The sequence below is a fragment of the Bacillus sp. ok061 genome (assembly GCF_900108285.1).
Classification (GTDB): domain Bacteria; phylum Bacillota; class Bacilli; order Bacillales; family Bacillaceae_G; genus Bacillus_A; species Bacillus_A thuringiensis_S.
Window position 1 is genome coordinate 181,463 of the sequence record NZ_FNUW01000008.1, and the last position, 16,811, is coordinate 198,273.

Sequence of the window (16,811 nt, forward strand, 5' to 3'; positions counted from 1 at the left end):
TACCATGGGTTTCCCTTGCTAGTGATAGCATGTTAAAAAACCTTGTGAACCTTATTGCCTAAGGGTGTAACTATCCATATAGTTGCTAACGGTGAAGCCCACCATTATTTAGGGTAATACCGTGCCAAGCTCCATAGTGATATGGGGAAGGTGTAGAGACTACCGAAAAGGACTTTTAGTTAACTGAGTAGGGTACGGCAGATGATAGGCTACTGCTGGAAGTGCAAGGCTCTCTGTAAAGAGATGAAGAGATAGTCCGGACTATAGAGATGGAAAATCTATAGATAGTGCCAGAAACAACTCCAGGTGGTCGTGCGTTGAAATTCTATTCAACTGTCCGTCTTGAAGTGCGTCGTGCGGAGCAATTAAAGCAAGGTAACGACATCGTTGGTAATAAAACAAAAGTAAAAGTAGTGAAAAATAAAGTAGCGCCACCATTCCGTGTTGCTGAAGTTGATATTATGTACGGAGAAGGTATTTCAAGAGAAGGTGAAATCTTGGATATGGCTTCTGAGCTTGATATCGTTCAAAAGAGCGGTGCTTGGTATTCTTATAATGAAGAACGTTTAGGACAAGGTCGTGAAAATTCGAAGCAATTCTTAAAAGAGAATACGGACTTAAGAGAGGAAATTGCCTTCTTTGTTCGTGATCATCACGGAATTGGTGAAGATTCTGGTGTGGAAGACACGGAAGATTCAACTCTTCAAGATTAAAAAATAAAAGACACGGGTCCCGTGTCTTTTATTTTTTTACTTTCTATTAAAGGGGCATCTATCGTAGTGGTTAAAATATTTTTTGACTCAAATGGGATGTGTAAAGAGGAATATTCATACGTTTTAAGGGAATAAAATGGTATTTACTAAGGTTTTCCAGGATAATATGCTATCAATTTTTCAAATTCAGATAACATTCAGGACTGAAGGTAAAGAAAGTAAAAGTAGACAACGCTTGACAATGAAAATTACGATAGATACAATGAGAATGTATATTTTTTCTTATATACGATATACTCTTCTCAAGAAGAGAAGTAATATTCGGAGTAAGGTTTAAATCTTACCGAAATAATAATATGACATTTTAATTGTGAAATGAAGAAAGTCCCTTAAAAAAGCGGGACGACGGTCTTTGCTGTATGTTGTAATTTAATGTACATGCCGACAGTCTTTTTTCATTCATAGCAAGGGGAGGTGAAATCATGAGTAGTACAGTTTGGATACTCATCTCCATTTTGCTTGCAACAACAGTCGGTGCAGTTGTTGGCTTTTTTGTTCGAAAGTCTATTGCTGAAGCGAAGATTAATGGTGCGGCTAATGAAGCGAAACGTATTCTAGACGAAGCGAATCGTGAGGCTGAAGCACTTAAGAAAGAAGCGCTTTTAGAAGCAAAGGATGAAATTCATACACTTCGTACAGAAGCTGAATTAGAAATTCGTGACCGTAGAAGCGAATTACAAAAACAAGAAAATCGTTTAATGCAAAAAGAAGAGAACCTTGATCGTAAAGACGAAACGCTCGATAAACGCGAGCAGCAGTTAGAGAAGAAAGAGGATTCTCTTTTAGCGAGACAACAACAGATTGAAGAGTTGGAAAGCAAAGTGGGAGAGTTAGTTCAAAAGCAACAAACAGAATTAGAGCGCATTTCCAATCTGACACGCGAACAAGCGAAAGCAATTATTCTTGGTAAAGTAGAAAATGAAGTTTCTCATGAAATCGCTGTTATGGTAAAAGAAAGTGAAGTTCGCGCGAAAGAAGAAGCGGATAAGAAAGCAAAAGAGATTTTATCTCTTGCAATGCAAAGATGTGCAGCTGATCATGTTGCTGAAACAACCGTTTCGGTTGTAAATCTTCCAAATGACGAAATGAAGGGACGTATTATCGGGCGTGAAGGTCGTAATATTCGTACGTTAGAAACTTTAACGGGTATTGACTTAATTATCGATGATACACCAGAGGCGGTAATCCTTTCTGGATTCGATCCAATTCGTCGTGAAACAGCTCGTATCGCTCTTGATAAACTAGTACAGGACGGACGTATTCACCCAGCGCGTATTGAAGAGATGGTCGAAAAATCAAGACGTGAAGTGGACGAGTATATTCGCGAAGTCGGAGAGCAAACAACGTTTGAAGTGGGTGTTCACGGATTACACCCAGATTTAATTAAAATTTTAGGTCGTTTAAAATACCGTACAAGTTATGGACAAAACGTCTTAAAACACTCTATGGAAGTTGCATATTTAACTGGACTTATGGCAGCAGAGCTTGGCGAGGATGAAAAACTAGCAAGACGTGCTGGTCTATTACATGATATCGGAAAAGCGATTGACCATGAAGTAGAAGGTAGCCACGTTGAAATTGGTGTTGAACTCGCAACGAAATATAAAGAGCATCCTGTAGTTATAAACAGTATCGCATCTCACCATGGTGACACAGAACCAACTTCTATCATTGCAGTTTTAGTTGCAGCAGCAGATGCTTTATCAGCTGCAAGACCGGGAGCTCGTAGTGAAACGCTTGAAAACTACATTCGTCGTCTTGAAAAGTTAGAAGAGATTTCAGAGTCTTATGAAGGCGTTGAAAAATCATTTGCAATTCAAGCAGGACGTGAAGTTCGTATTTTGGTAAAACCAGATACAATTGATGACTTAGAAGCTCATCGTTTAGCTCGTGATATCCGAAAACGTATTGAAAATGAACTGGATTACCCAGGACATATTAAAGTAACTGTTATTCGTGAAACACGTGCAGTGGAATACGCAAAATAAAGTGGTGAACACCACTTTATTTTTTTGTGTTGGAATTGGATAAAATAAAGACAGTTAGTTATTTAGCATAAAAGTGAAACAAACTTATAATAAACATATTATAAGGAATTTACTTGATGCTACAGCAATAAAAAATGCAGTACATAGAAAGGGTAAGACATATGAGAATATTATTTGTTGGGGATGTAGTAGGATCTCCTGGTAGAGGTATGATTCAACAGTACGTACCGGCATTAAAGAAAAAATATACACCTACAGTAACAATCATTAATGGAGAAAACGCAGCAGGTGGCCGTGGGATTACAGAAAAAATATATCGAAACTTTTTAGAGTGTGGGGCACAAGCAGTTACACTTGGAAACCATGCTTGGGATAATCGTGAAGTATTTGAATTCATCGATGATGCAAAATATCTTGCAAGACCAGCTAACTTCCCAGAAGGAACTCCAGGAAAAGGACTTATCTTTGTGAACTGTAATGGAACAGAAGTTGCAGTTATTAACTTACAGGGGCGTACTTTCCTTCCTCCGATTGATTGTCCATTCCGTAAAGTGGATGAATTAATTAATATTGCGAAAAAACGTACGAATATTATCTTTATTGATTTCCATGCGGAGACTACAAGTGAAAAACAAGCGTTAGGTTGGTATGTAGATGGACGTGCTACAGCAGTAGTAGGTACGCATACGCATGTCCCTACAGCGGATAACCGTATTTTACCAAGCGGAACGGCATATATTACAGATGTTGGGATGACAGGGCCATATGATGGAATATTAGGTATGGACCGAGAAGCAGTATTGAAGAAGTTTTTAACGAACTTACCGGTACGATTTGAAGTAACAAGTGGTAGAACGCAATTAAGTGCAGTGTTAATTGATGTGGATCCAAATACAGGAAAAGCAAAGAAAATTGAGCGCATTTTAATTAATGACGATCAACCATTTTTTGAGTAAATTTCCGTTAAATTTTAGATAAGTTATTATATTTTAATTTTTTAGATAAATTACGAAAATTTAGCAGGAATACGCGCCATTCCTCGTGAATATAAGTTAAAGTGAAATAATTGCTAATACTTTTTAAAGAAACGAGGAGGAAACGCGGAATGGAAATATTAAAAGTTAAAGCAACGTCGGTCCCTAATTCTGTAGCTGGTGCACTTGCAGGTGTTATTCGCGAACGCGGAACAGCAGAAATTCAAGCTATTGGTGCAGGTGCATTGAACCAAGCGGTAAAGGCAGTAGCAATTGCAAGAGGATTTGTAGCGCCTAGTGGTTTGGACCTGATTTGTATCCCAGCGTTTACAGATATTATGATTGATGGCGAAGAGCGTACAGCAATAAAATTAATTGTAGAACCTCGTTAAGTTTAAACAACCTGTTTGCAGTATGCAAACAGGTTGTTTTTATAATGGAGGAATGAAAATGAAAATTTTTGATGCTCATTGTGATGTGCTCTTTCAGTTATGGAGTGCAAAGGGAAAAAAGAATTTTAAAAACGATCCGCAATTACATATTACATTTGAACAGTTAAAAGAAAGAAAAGGAAGTATACAATGTTTTGCTGTATATGTGCCAGAAACAGTGACGTATGAAAAACGATTTGAAGCGGCATTACAAATGATAGATATTTTTTATAATGAAATTCTATCGCTACCAGGTGTGAGATTTATCCGAACGAAAGAGGATATAAATAGATTAAAACAAGACGAGGTTGGCGCGCTATTAACGTTAGAAGGGTGCGAAGCAATTGGCAAAGAAGCGATGAAATTACGTTTGTTTTATCGGTTAGGTGTACGTTCTTTCGGATTAACATGGAACTATGCGAATTTGTTAGCTGATGGGGCGCTAGAGACGCGTGGAGCAGGTTTAACTACTGTTGGTAGACAAGTTGTACAAGAGTTGAATACTTTGCAATTATGGACGGATCTATCACATTTAAATGAGAGAAGTTTTTGGGATGTGATAGAAATTGCAAATAACCCAATTGCATCCCACTCAAATTGTTATAAACTGTGTGAGCATCCACGCAATTTAAATGACGAACAAATTAAAGCGCTTATACAGAGAAATAGCATAATCGGTGTTACTTTTGTACCGCAGTTTCTAACAAGTGAAAGACAAGCAAATATAACAGATATAGTAAAACATATCGAATATATTTGCTTGCTAGGTGGAGAAAACAATATAGGGTTTGGTTCAGATTTTGATGGGATTGTAGATACGGTTGTCAATGTATCTGCCTACGGAGATTATGAAAATGTCATGAATGAGCTTTATAAATACTATGCTGCATCTACTGTAGAAAGATTTTTATATGATAATTTTGTTGAACATATGAGTTTTTAAGTTTTTGGTTTAAAATTCAGAATAATCAAAAATAATTCATTTGATTTTATTGCTTTTTTTAAGACCTAATACTAGAATGAAAAACAAAATAGCTTTATACTAAAGATTCAGGGAAATCAGAAGAGGCATAATTTGCGTCCGTTGTAGTTTATTTGCATAAAAAATGCTAAACTATTACTGTAAAAAAATACACTACAATGAATGCAGCCAAAAGGGGTGTAGGAGATGATTAGTCAACTTTCATGGAAAGTTGGAGGCCAACAAGGTGAAGGAATTGAAAGTACAGGAGAAATCTTCTGTATTGCATTAAACCGATTAGGATATTACCTATACGGTTACCGCCACTTCTCATCACGTATAAAAGGCGGCCATACAAATAATAAAATTCGTGTAAGTACAACAGAAGTACGAGCGATCTCAGATGATTTAGATATTTTAATTGCTTTTGACCAAGAAACAATTGATTTTAACTTCCACGAACTACGTCCAGGTGGAATTGTAGTTGCGGATGCGAAATTTAATCCAACAATACCTGATAATACAGATGTAAATCTATATGTGATACCGTTTACAGATATTGCTTCAGAATTAGGCACATCATTAATGAAAAACATGGTTGCTGTTGGAGCATCAAGTGCAGTATTAGGATTAGACGAAACAGCTTATTTAGATGTTGTTGAAGAAATCTTTGGTCGTAAAGGAGAGCAAGTCGTTCAAAAGAATATGGACGCAATTAAACGCGGCTCTCAATATATGAAAGAATTACTAGGTGAGAAAGTAAACATGATGCAGCTTGAAAAAGCTGATGGTAAAAAACGCATGTTTATGATTGGAAACGATGCAATCGCATTTGGTGCGGTAGCTGGTGGTGCTCGTTTTATGTCAGCATACCCAATCACACCTGCATCAGAAATTATGGAATACTTAATTAAAAAATTACCGAAAGTCGGCGGAACAGTAATCCAAACTGAGGATGAAATCGCAGCTTGTACAATGGCAATCGGTGCAAACTATGCAGGTGTTCGTACATTAACTGCATCTGCTGGTCCTGGTCTTTCATTAATGATGGAAGCAATTGGTTTAGCAGGTATTACAGAAACCCCATTAGTAATTGTTGATACACAACGTGGCGGTCCAAGTACGGGATTACCAACGAAACAAGAACAGTCTGACTTAATGGCGATGATTTACGGTACGCATGGTGAAATTCCAAAAATCGTAATGGCGCCAAGTACAGTTGAAGAAGCTTTCTATGACATTGTAGAAGCATTTAACTTATCTGAAGAATATCAAGTTCCTGTTATTTTCTTAACAGATTTACAGCTTTCGTTAGGAAAACAAACAGTAGAACCACTTAAATTAGATAAAGTGGAAATTCGTCGTGGTAAGCTTGATTTAGAAGCGGAATTACCAGAACGTGAAAATAAAGCATACTTCAAGCGTTATGAAGTAACAGAAGATGGCGTTTCGCCGCGTGTTTTACCGGGTATGAAAAATGGTGTTCACCATGTTACAGGTGTAGAACATGATGAAACTGGGAAACCATCTGAATCAGCAATAAATCGTAAAGATCAAATGGACAAACGTTTCCGTAAAATGGAGAACTTGAAGTTTAATACCCCTGTTTATAAAAATGTTAAGCATGAAGAAGCAGACGTATTGCTTGTTGGATTTAACTCAACTCGTGGTGCAATCGAAGAGGCAATGACGCGTTTAGAACAAGAGGGTATGAAAGTAAACCATGCTCATGTGCGTTTAATTCACCCGTTCCCAACAGCTGAAATCGATCCACTTGTGAAAAAGGCGAAGCGTGTTGTAGTAGTAGAAAACAATGCAACAGGTCAGCTTGCTAACATTATGAAAATGAATCTTGGTAATGGTGAGAAAATTTCTAGTCTTTTAAAATATGATGGAAACCCATTCTTGCCGAAAGAGATTTACAACGAATGCAAAAAAGGGGTTGTATTAAATGGCAACATTTAAGGACTTTCGTAACAGTGTAAAGCCGAACTGGTGCCCAGGTTGCGGAGACTTCTCGGTGCAAGCTGCAATTCAACGTGCGGCAGCTAACGTTGGCTTAAATCCAGATGAACTTGCTGTTATTTCTGGTATCGGCTGTTCAGGCCGTATTTCAGGTTATATTAATTCGTATGGTGTGCATAGTATTCATGGTCGTGCCCTTCCGATTGCACAAGGTGTGAAAATGGCAAATCGTGATTTAACAGTTATCGCTTCAGGTGGTGACGGTGATGGATTTGCGATTGGTATGGGACATACAATCCATTCTATTCGTCGTAATATCGACATTACGTACATCGTAATGGATAACCAAATTTACGGGTTAACAAAAGGGCAAACTTCACCACGTAGTGAAGCTGGGTTTAAAACGAAAAGCACACCACAAGGTTCAATTGAACCATCACTAAATGTAATGGAAATGGCTTTAACAGCTGGTGCGACATTTGTGGCGCAAAGCTTTTCGAGTGATTTAAAAGAATTAACACAAATTATTGAAGCTGGTATTAACCATAAAGGATTTTCATTAATTAACGTATTTAGCCCATGTGTTACTTACAATAAAGTAAATACTTACGATTGGTTTAAAGAGAACTTAACGAAACTAAGCACAGTAGAGGGATATGATCCATCTAATCGCATGATGGCTATGCAAACGTTAATGGAAAATAACGGTTTAGTAACAGGTTTAATTTATCAAAATACTAAGCAACCATCATATCAAGAACTTGTTAAAGGCTATAGTGAAGAGCCTTTAGTGAAATCTGATTTAAATATGGATCAGAAAATGTTTGATGAGCTTGTTGCTGAATTTATGTAATGTAGGAAGAGGAGGTTGCCGATTTGGTAACCTTTTTTTATGTGCAAAAAATATAGGGTAGTTTTATTTACTTAGAAAATTCAGAATGGTAAAATAATATGTAAATCGTTGTATGAAAATGGCAAGTTCATTGCTTATGAAATGTAAGATAATAAAGGGCCTCTGGATTGTTAAAATTGGCGAAACACGTCATACTATGGTAATGTTTATAGGGATAAAGCAATATGCTTTTGGGTAGGACAACAAGAAATAATAAAAAGGGAATGTCTATTTGCGTGGGGAAGACTTCATTCTTATGAATGATTAGATTGATTACTCAAGTTTCAAAGGACAAGTTATCTCCAAGCTATCTAACCATTTTTGAGGTGAGTCTAAGCGCATTAAAATGGACTATAGAGTGTGTATAGTTAAGGGTGAAAGGAGATTACCGATGAACGAGCAACAACGATTAGCAAGTCAACAAGCAAATTCCTCTACGAAAAAAGAAGAGAAAGATTATAGTAAATACTTTGAAAGTGTATATCAACCACCTTCCTTAAAGGATGCGAAAAAGCGAGGGAAAGAAGAAGTTAAAATTGAACGGGATTTTGGCTTACCTGAAGAGTTTCGTAATTTTGGTACAGGAAGAAAGTTCTATATTCGTACATATGGTTGTCAAATGAATGAGCATGATACGGAAGTAATGGCAGGTATTTTCACAACGCTTGGATATGAACCAACTTTTTCAACTGAGGATGCAGATGTAGTTTTATTAAATACTTGTGCGATTCGTGAAAATGCTGAAAATAAAGTGTTTGGTGAACTAGGCCATTTAAAGTCATTAAAACGAAGAAATCCGGACCTTTTAATTGGTGTATGTGGTTGTATGTCTCAAGAAGAATCTGTTGTAAATAAAATTATGCAAAAAAATCAGCATGTAGATATGGTGTTTGGAACGCATAATATTCATAGATTACCGTACATTCTAAAAGATGCGATGTTCTCGAAGGAAACGGTAGTTGAAGTTTGGTCAAAAGAAGGGGACGTAATTGAAAACCTTCCGAAAGTACGCCGTGGTGATATTAAAGCTTGGGTAAATATTATGTATGGCTGTGATAAGTTCTGTACGTATTGTATTGTACCGTATACACGCGGAAAAGAGCGAAGTAGACGTCCAGAAGATATTATCCAAGAGATTCGTCACTTAGCTGCGAATGGTTATAAAGAAATTACATTACTTGGACAGAACGTAAATGCATATGGTAAAGACTTTGAAGATGTAGAATACGGTCTTGGTGATTTAATGGACGAACTTCGTAAAGTTGATATAGCCCGTATTCGTTTTACAACGAGCCATCCACGTGATTTCGATGATCACTTAATTGAAGTACTTGGCAAAGGTGGCAACCTAGTAGAACATATCCATTTACCAGTTCAATCTGGAAGTACAGATATGTTGAAAATTATGGCGCGTAAATATTCGCGTGAGCATTATTTAGAACTTGTAAGAAAAATTAAAGAAGCAATTCCAGATGCAGTATTAACAACAGATATTATCGTTGGTTTCCCAAATGAAACAGATGAGCAATTTGAAGAAACGATGTCGTTATATCGTGAAGTAGGATTTGATACTGCCTTTACATTTATTTATTCTCCTCGCGAAGGTACACCAGCTGCAAAAATGAAAGATAATGTACCGATGGAAGTAAAGAAAGAACGTCTTCAACGCTTAAATACACTAGTAAATACGTTGGCAATTGAAAAGAATAGTCGTTATAAAGGTCAAATTGTAGAAGTGTTAGTTGATGGGGAAAGTAAAAATAATCCGGAAGTACTTGCAGGTTATACTCGTACGAATAAACTTGTAAACTTCGTCGCTTCAAAATCTTTAATTGGTCAGCTTGTGAAAGTAAAAGTAACGGAAGCAAAAACTTGGTCTCTTAACGGGGAATTAGTTGAAGAGCCGATTGAGGTGAAATAATTGATGAAAGCATATTCGAAAGATGAAATTGTTGAACAAGCGAAAGAATTAGCAAAAATGATTTCTGAAACAGAAGAGGTTGATTTTTTTAAGAAAGCAGAGGCGCAAATTCATAAAAATGAAAATGTAAAGCGCGCAATCGATGAAATTAAAGCACTGCAAAAACAAGCAGTAAACTTGCAACATTACGGGAAATGGGAAGCTTTAAAAAAGGTAGAAGCTGAAATTGATGCATTGCAAGATAAGTTAGACAGTATTCCAGTCGTACAAGAATTTAAATCTTCACAAACATACGTAAATGACTTATTACAGTTAGTTGCTAGTACAATTTCTAACAACGTAACAGATGAAATATTAATTTCAACTGGTGGCGATGTACTTAAGGGTGAAACTGGCGCAGCGGTAGAAAGTAAAAAAGGAAATTGTGGTTGTTAAAGAGATGTCATATTGACATCTCTTTTTTTTGTGGATTAAACGTAAGTTCTTCTCAAAAAAAGAATGACACATTCCGCTATTGTCACGCATATGATTAAGTGAATAGTGATTGAGGAGGGTTACGAATGTCCGAATTTAGAGAGATTATTACAAAAGCAGTGGTTGGAAAAGGACGTAAGTATACAAAGTCAACGCATACATGTGAATCGAATAATGAACCAACAAGTATTTTAGGGTGCTGGGTAATTAACCACTCGTACGAAGCAAGAAAGAATGGGAAGCATGTGGAAATTGAAGGTTTCTATGATGTGAACACTTGGTATTCATTTGATGGAAATACAAAGACTGAAGTTGTAACAGAACGTGTGAACTACACGGACGAAGTAAGCATTGGTTATCGTGATAAAAACTTTTCTGGTGACGATTTAGAAATTATTGCTCGTGTTATTCAGCCACCAAATTGTTTAGAAGCGCTTGTATCACCAAACGGTAATAAAATTGTTGTAACTGTAGAACGTGAATTTGTAACAGAAGTAGTTGGAGAAACGAAAATTTGTGTAAGTGTAAATCCTGAAGGCTGCGTAGAATCAGATGATGATTTTCAAATTGCTGATGATGAATTTGAAGAATTAGATCCGAACTTTATCGTTGATGCAGAAGAAGAGTAATAGAAAGCTAGGGAGAAGTTCTTCCTAGCTTTTTACTTTATATAAGTGGCGCTGAATGAACATGATTCTTTATGAAATATGTTATAATGAAGAAAGACTCCTGAAATAGGAGATATGGATGTTCGTGAAATGCGACATATATGAATATAGATTATTATGTAAGAATTATGGAGGAAAAGTATGACGCAATATACCCCTATGATACAGCAATATTTAAAGGTTAAGGCAGATTATCAAGATGCCTTTTTATTTTTTCGCTTAGGCGATTTTTATGAAATGTTCTTTGAGGATGCTGTAAAAGCAGCTCATGAGCTTGAGATTACATTAACGAGCCGAGATGGTGGCAGTAGTGATCGTATACCGATGTGCGGTGTACCGCATCATGCAGCTAAAAACTATATTGAACAACTTGTTGAAAAAGGATATAAAGTTGCTGTTTGTGAGCAAGTGGAAGATCCAAAAACAGCTAAAGGTGTAGTGCGCCGTGAAGTAGTACAACTAATTACGCCAGGAACGATGATGGAAGGGCGTACAATTGATGAGAAAGAAAACAATTTCTTAGCCGCATTAACACATTTTGAAGATGGATCATATGCTTTAGCTTGTAATGATTTAACGACTGGACAAAATACAGTAACGTTGTTAACTGGTTCAGTAGAAGATATTTTATTGGAAGTGTATGCAACTGGTTCGAAAGAAATTGTTGTAGATTCTTCATTTTCTAAAGATGAATTAAATAAATTAACTGAAACGTTAAAAATGACAATTTCATATGAAGATGCAACGGCAATTCCTGAAGGATTAGAACATCTTGTGAAAAATGTTTCGCAAGCAAAGTTAATTAAAGCGATTGGACGCTTATTTAACTATGTGATAAGAACGCAAAAACGTTCATTAGATCATTTACAACCTGTAGAAATTTATTATACGAATCAATTTATGAAAATTGATGTGCATTCAAAGCGAAATTTAGAGCTGACAGAAACACTTCGAACGAAAGAAAAAACAGGATCATTATTATGGCTATTGGATAAAACAAAAACAGCTATGGGTGGTCGTATGTTAAAACAGTGGATGGAACGTCCACTTATTCAGAAAGAAAAAGTTGAAGAGCGTTTAGAAATGGTTGAAACATTTGTAAATGATTACTTCTTACGTGAAGATTTAAAAGAAAAATTAAAAGAAGTATATGATTTAGAACGTTTAGCAGGAAAAGTTGCATTTGGTAATGTCAATGCAAGGGACTTATTACAGTTAAGACGATCTTTACTTCAAGTACCAGCTATTTTAGAAGCGATTAGTTTGTTAGATAATGCTTATGCAGCAAGGTTAATTCAAGGGGCGGATCCATGTGAGAGCTTAACTGAATTACTAGGAAGAAGTATTCAAGAAAACCCACCGCTTTCTATTAAAGATGGAGATATTATTAAAGACGGTTATAATGACAAGCTTGATCAATATCGTTACGTTAGTAAAAACGGAAAAACGTGGATCGCTGAGCTTGAAAAACGAGAGCGTGATATTACAGGAGTTAAATCGTTAAAAATCGGGTACAACCGTATTTTCGGCTACTACATTGAAGTGACGAAGGCGAATCTTGCAGCACTTCCAGAAGGCCGCTACGAACGAAAACAAACGCTTGCTAATGCTGAACGTTTCATTACAGATGAACTGAAAGAAAAAGAAACGTTAATTTTAGAAGCAGAAGAAAAAATTGTACAACTAGAATACGATTTATTTACAGCGCTTCGTGAAGAAGTAAAAGTATTTATTCCGAAATTACAACATTTAGCAAAAGTAATTAGTGAATTAGACGTACTGCAAAGTTTTGCGACAGTTAGTGAAGAAGAACAGTTTGTAAAACCTGTACTAACAACGAAGCGTGAAATCTTTATTAAGGATGGTCGTCATCCTGTCGTTGAAAAAGTATTGAACGGGAAATTGTATGTACCGAATGATTGTATTATGCCAGAGAAGATGGATGTCTTTTTAATTACAGGACCGAACATGTCTGGTAAAAGTACGTATATGAGACAATTAGCACTTGTAACTGTTATGTCGCAAATCGGTTGTTTCGTACCAGCAACAGAAGCAGTATTACCTGTATTTGATCAAATCTTTACGAGAATTGGTGCAGCAGATGATTTAATTTCAGGTCAAAGTACATTTATGGTTGAAATGTTAGAAGCGAAAAATGCAATTGCAAACGCATCAGAAAGAAGTTTAATTTTATTTGATGAAATTGGACGTGGTACATCTACGTACGATGGTATGGCACTTGCGCAAGCAATCATTGAACATATTCATGACCAAATTGGTGCGAAAACGTTATTCTCTACGCATTATCATGAATTGACGGTGCTAGAAGAAAGTTTAGATCAACTGAAAAATGTACACGTTTCAGCAATTGAAGAGAATGGTAAAGTAGTATTCCTTCATAAAATTCAAGATGGAGCAGCAGATAAAAGTTACGGAATCCACGTTGCGCAACTTGCAGAGCTTCCAGATAGCTTAATTGCCCGTGCGAAAGAAGTGTTAGCACAACTAGAAGGACAAGAAGAAATTATTATTCCAAAGCGTGTAGAAGTGAAAGTGCAGGAGCAAGAAGTTATTCCAGAACCTGTAGTTGTAAAAGAAGAGCCAGTAGAAGTACCAGAGGCGAAAGTAGAGACTGAGGAAGAATCACAACTATCTTTCTTTGGAGGAGAACAGTCTTCGAAGAAACAAGACAAGCTTGCGTTAGATCAAAAAGAAACAGCAGTACTGGCGCAAATTAAAAAAATTGATTTACTTGATATGACGCCTTTAGAAGCGATGAACGAACTGTATCGCTTACAGAAAAAGTTAAAGAAAGGATGAGTAAGTAGATGGGGAAAATTCGCAAACTCGATGACCAACTCTCTAACTTAATTGCGGCAGGAGAAGTAGTAGAGCGTCCTGCTTCAGTCGTAAAAGAACTTGTGGAAAATTCTATCGATGCGAATAGTACATCTATTGAAATCCACTTAGAAGAAGCTGGTTTATCGAAAATTCGCATCATTGATAATGGAGATGGCATTGCAGAAGAAGATTGCATCGTAGCTTTTGAACGACATGCGACAAGTAAAATTAAAGATGAAAACGATCTGTTTCGCATCAGAACACTCGGTTTCCGTGGTGAGGCATTGCCGAGTATCGCCTCAGTTAGTGAATTAGAATTAATCACTAGCACAGGTGATGCACCTGGTACACACCTTATTATTAAAGGTGGAGACATTATAAAACAAGAAAAAACAGCGAGCCGAAAAGGAACAGATATTACAGTACAAAACTTATTCTTTAATACACCAGCTCGTCTAAAATATATGAAAACCATTCATACAGAGCTTGGGAATATTACAGATATTGTGTATCGTATTGCAATGTCACATCCAGAAGTATCGTTAAAGCTGTTTCATAATGAAAAAAAATTGCTTCATACGTCAGGTAATGGTGATGTAAGACAAGTACTTGCATCGATTTACAGCATTCAAGTTGCGAAGAAACTTGTTCCGATTGAAGCTGAATCTTTAGATTTCACAATTACAGGCTATGTAACATTACCAGAAGTAACGAGAGCATCTCGAAATTATATGTCAACAATCGTAAATGGCCGTTACGTTCGAAACTTTGTATTAATGAAAGCAATTCAGCAAGGATATCATACATTACTGCCAGTCGGACGATATCCAATCGGATTTTTATCGATTGAAATGGATCCAATGCTTGTTGACGTTAACGTACATCCTGCGAAATTAGAAGTTCGTTTTAGTAAAGAACAAGAATTGCTAAAGCTTATCGAAGAAACATTGCAAGCTGCATTCAAAAAAATACAGCTCATCCCAGATGCAGGTGTAACAACGAAGAAAAAAGAAAAAGATGAAAGTGTGCAAGAACAATTCCAGTTTGAGCATGCGAAGCCGAAAGAATCATCCATGCCGGACATCGTTTTACCGACTGGTATGGATGAAAAACAAGAAGAACCGCAGGCTGTGAAACAACCAGCACAACATTGGCAACCACCACAGTCGCTAGTAAGAGAAGAGCAAAGTTGGCAAACATCTACTAAACCGATAATGGAAGAACCGATTCGAGAAGAAAAATCGTGGGACAGTAACGAAGAGGATTTTGAACTAGAGGAATTAGAAGTAGAAGTTCAGGAAATAAAAGAGATTGAAATGAACGGTAATGACTTACCACCGCTTTACCCAATTGGACAAATGCATGGAACATATATTTTTGCTCAAAATGATAAAGGCTTATATATGATTGATCAACATGCTGCGCAGGAACGTATCAACTATGAATATTTCCGTGATAAAGTAGGAAGGGTAGCGCAAGAAGTACAAGAACTACTTGTACCGTACCGTATTGACTTATCTCTTACTGAATTTTTACGTGTCGAAGAGCAGCTAGAAGAACTGAAAAAAGTTGGTCTATTCTTAGAACAATTCGGCCATCAATCTTTTATCGTCCGCTCGCACCCAACGTGGTTCCCGAAAGGACAAGAAACAGAAATTATCGATGAAATGATGGAGCAAGTCGTCAAACTAAAAAAAGTTGATATTAAAAAATTACGTGAAGAAGCAGCTATTATGATGAGCTGTAAAGCATCGATTAAAGCGAATCAATATTTAACGAACGATCAAATATTTGCTTTACTTGAAGAACTTCGTACAACAACAAACCCATACACATGTCCGCATGGAAGACCGATTCTTGTGCATCATTCTACTTATGAATTGGAGAAGATGTTTAAGAGGGTTATGTAGAGTGAATAAATTACATTTCAAAAGGGGGCAACATTTACTGTTGCTCCCTTTTAATATGTAGATTTAATTGTTAAACGAGAATATGGTGAAGTAATTTTGCAGTTTATTTCTTGGCTGCGTTAGCTTACATTTATCTATGTATAAAAAAGCGCTGTATACAGCACTTTTTAAAAGGTGCATGAATTGTATAATGAAGATTTTTACATTATTAAAGACATAACTATGCATGGCCCAATATTGATTCGTATTTGGTTAATTGTCATAAGGATCTATACGATTATTTATTTTTATTATTATTAATTTTTTCCGTATATAACACCTGTTCTTTATAGTGTTTTTTAATTGGGAAAGTATGTGTACCAGAGCCGTTTTTGAATTTTTTATCAATGGGGTTCTTTAGAGGGATTGTTGTAGTTTCTGTAAATTCATATGGGTAGTTGATTTTAGATTTATCTTCAAACATGAAAATGCCTCCTTTTAGGATTTCCTGAATTCTTTACTATAACATGATATGCATATAGATTTTTTTTGGACTAGTTATTTATAGAGGTTAATGGAATTTAATTATGTAACTACTGAAGTATTTTAAAGGAAAACAATTCGAGAAAGATATTGTATGAATAGCCGCTCACTATTATTGTTGTTTTAAGTTATTATGGTGTATTTGAAATTCACGTACCATATCGGTCTATCTAACAAGTACTATGTGACGATCTCTTTTATATATAGTTGAAGTTAATTTTGCATATATATTCGTTATAAATTGTTTTTATAATATGATTCATATAGGTTTTTCTTGATAATATAATGCAAGAGATTATAGTCTTATTAGGTTATTAGGAACATTTAATGCTGTTTCATAACTGAAAGGGAATTGAAAAAAAACTGAAACTTTTCTCATAAAAATTCAATCTAACTTGAAAAATGAAAGGAAAATGAAATTTTCCAAAAGATATTCTTTGTTAAGATAAAAAGCATACATACAAAAAGTATTGACATATCTTAAAAATGTA

Annotated in this window: 12 protein-coding genes and 1 pseudogene; 12 read left to right on the forward strand and 1 reads right to left on the reverse strand. The window is 36.0% G+C overall.

Annotated features, from left to right (window positions below):
• Positions 1–290 precede the first annotated feature (290 nt).
• The 12 genes and pseudogenes from C4S65_RS13745 to mutL all read left to right on the forward strand — a co-directional run.
• Positions 291–713: pseudogene (locus tag C4S65_RS13745) on the forward strand (recombinase RecA); the annotation flags it as partial.
• A 482-nt stretch (positions 714–1,195) separates the two neighbouring features.
• Complete coding sequence (gene rny / locus C4S65_RS13755; protein ID WP_086407581.1) at positions 1,196–2,761, forward strand: ribonuclease Y; 1,566 nt, start codon at positions 1,196–1,198, stop codon at positions 2,759–2,761.
• 161 nt (positions 2,762–2,922) lie between these two features.
• Positions 2,923–3,717: a TIGR00282 family metallophosphoesterase gene (locus tag C4S65_RS13760; RefSeq protein ID WP_001221092.1), complete on the forward strand. Its 795-nt coding sequence runs from the start codon at positions 2,923–2,925 to the stop codon at positions 3,715–3,717.
• A 149-nt stretch (positions 3,718–3,866) separates the two neighbouring features.
• Positions 3,867–4,127, forward strand: a complete 261-nt coding sequence (gene spoVS / locus C4S65_RS13765; protein WP_000404341.1) for a stage V sporulation protein SpoVS — start codon at positions 3,867–3,869, stop codon at positions 4,125–4,127.
• Between the two features lie 22 nt (positions 4,128–4,149).
• Positions 4,150–5,109: a dipeptidase gene (locus tag C4S65_RS13770; protein WP_176281150.1), complete on the forward strand. Its 960-nt coding sequence runs from the start codon at positions 4,150–4,152 to the stop codon at positions 5,107–5,109.
• A 225-nt stretch (positions 5,110–5,334) separates the two neighbouring features.
• Positions 5,335–7,092, forward strand: a complete 1,758-nt coding sequence (locus tag C4S65_RS13775; RefSeq protein WP_000625417.1) for a 2-oxoacid:acceptor oxidoreductase subunit alpha — start codon at positions 5,335–5,337, stop codon at positions 7,090–7,092.
• Positions 7,079–7,945 (forward strand): 2-oxoacid:ferredoxin oxidoreductase subunit beta, encoded by an 867-nt coding sequence (locus C4S65_RS13780; protein ID WP_000190155.1) that lies wholly within the window; start codon positions 7,079–7,081, stop codon positions 7,943–7,945. The genes C4S65_RS13775 and C4S65_RS13780 overlap by 14 nt, the downstream gene beginning before the upstream one ends.
• A gap of 430 nt (positions 7,946–8,375) precedes the next feature.
• Positions 8,376–9,905 (forward strand): tRNA (N6-isopentenyl adenosine(37)-C2)-methylthiotransferase MiaB, encoded by a 1,530-nt coding sequence (miaB, locus tag C4S65_RS13785; protein ID WP_001005392.1) that lies wholly within the window; start codon positions 8,376–8,378, stop codon positions 9,903–9,905.
• A gap of 3 nt (positions 9,906–9,908) precedes the next feature.
• A complete protein-coding gene (locus C4S65_RS13790) occupies positions 9,909–10,340 on the forward strand; it encodes a RicAFT regulatory complex protein RicA family protein (protein ID WP_000649387.1) in 432 nt (143 codons plus the stop codon).
• Between the two features lie 125 nt (positions 10,341–10,465).
• The gene (cotE, locus tag C4S65_RS13795) at positions 10,466–11,008 is read left to right on the forward strand and encodes an outer spore coat protein CotE (RefSeq protein ID WP_001288799.1); all 543 of its coding nucleotides are present in this window, start codon (positions 10,466–10,468) and stop codon (positions 11,006–11,008) included.
• Between the two features lie 180 nt (positions 11,009–11,188).
• Positions 11,189–13,867 (forward strand): DNA mismatch repair protein MutS, encoded by a 2,679-nt coding sequence (mutS, locus tag C4S65_RS13800; RefSeq protein ID WP_000195992.1) that lies wholly within the window; start codon positions 11,189–11,191, stop codon positions 13,865–13,867.
• Positions 13,868–13,875: 8 nt separating this feature from the next.
• Positions 13,876–15,798: a DNA mismatch repair endonuclease MutL gene (gene mutL / locus C4S65_RS13805; RefSeq protein WP_086407579.1), complete on the forward strand. Its 1,923-nt coding sequence runs from the start codon at positions 13,876–13,878 to the stop codon at positions 15,796–15,798.
• Positions 15,799–16,075: 277 nt separating this feature from the next.
• Here the strand turns inward: mutL and C4S65_RS13810 are convergent, their stop codons facing one another.
• On the reverse strand, positions 16,076–16,261 hold the full coding sequence (locus C4S65_RS13810; protein ID WP_000461126.1) for a hypothetical protein: 186 nt from the start codon (positions 16,259–16,261) through the stop codon (positions 16,076–16,078).
• Positions 16,262–16,811 lie beyond the last annotated feature (550 nt).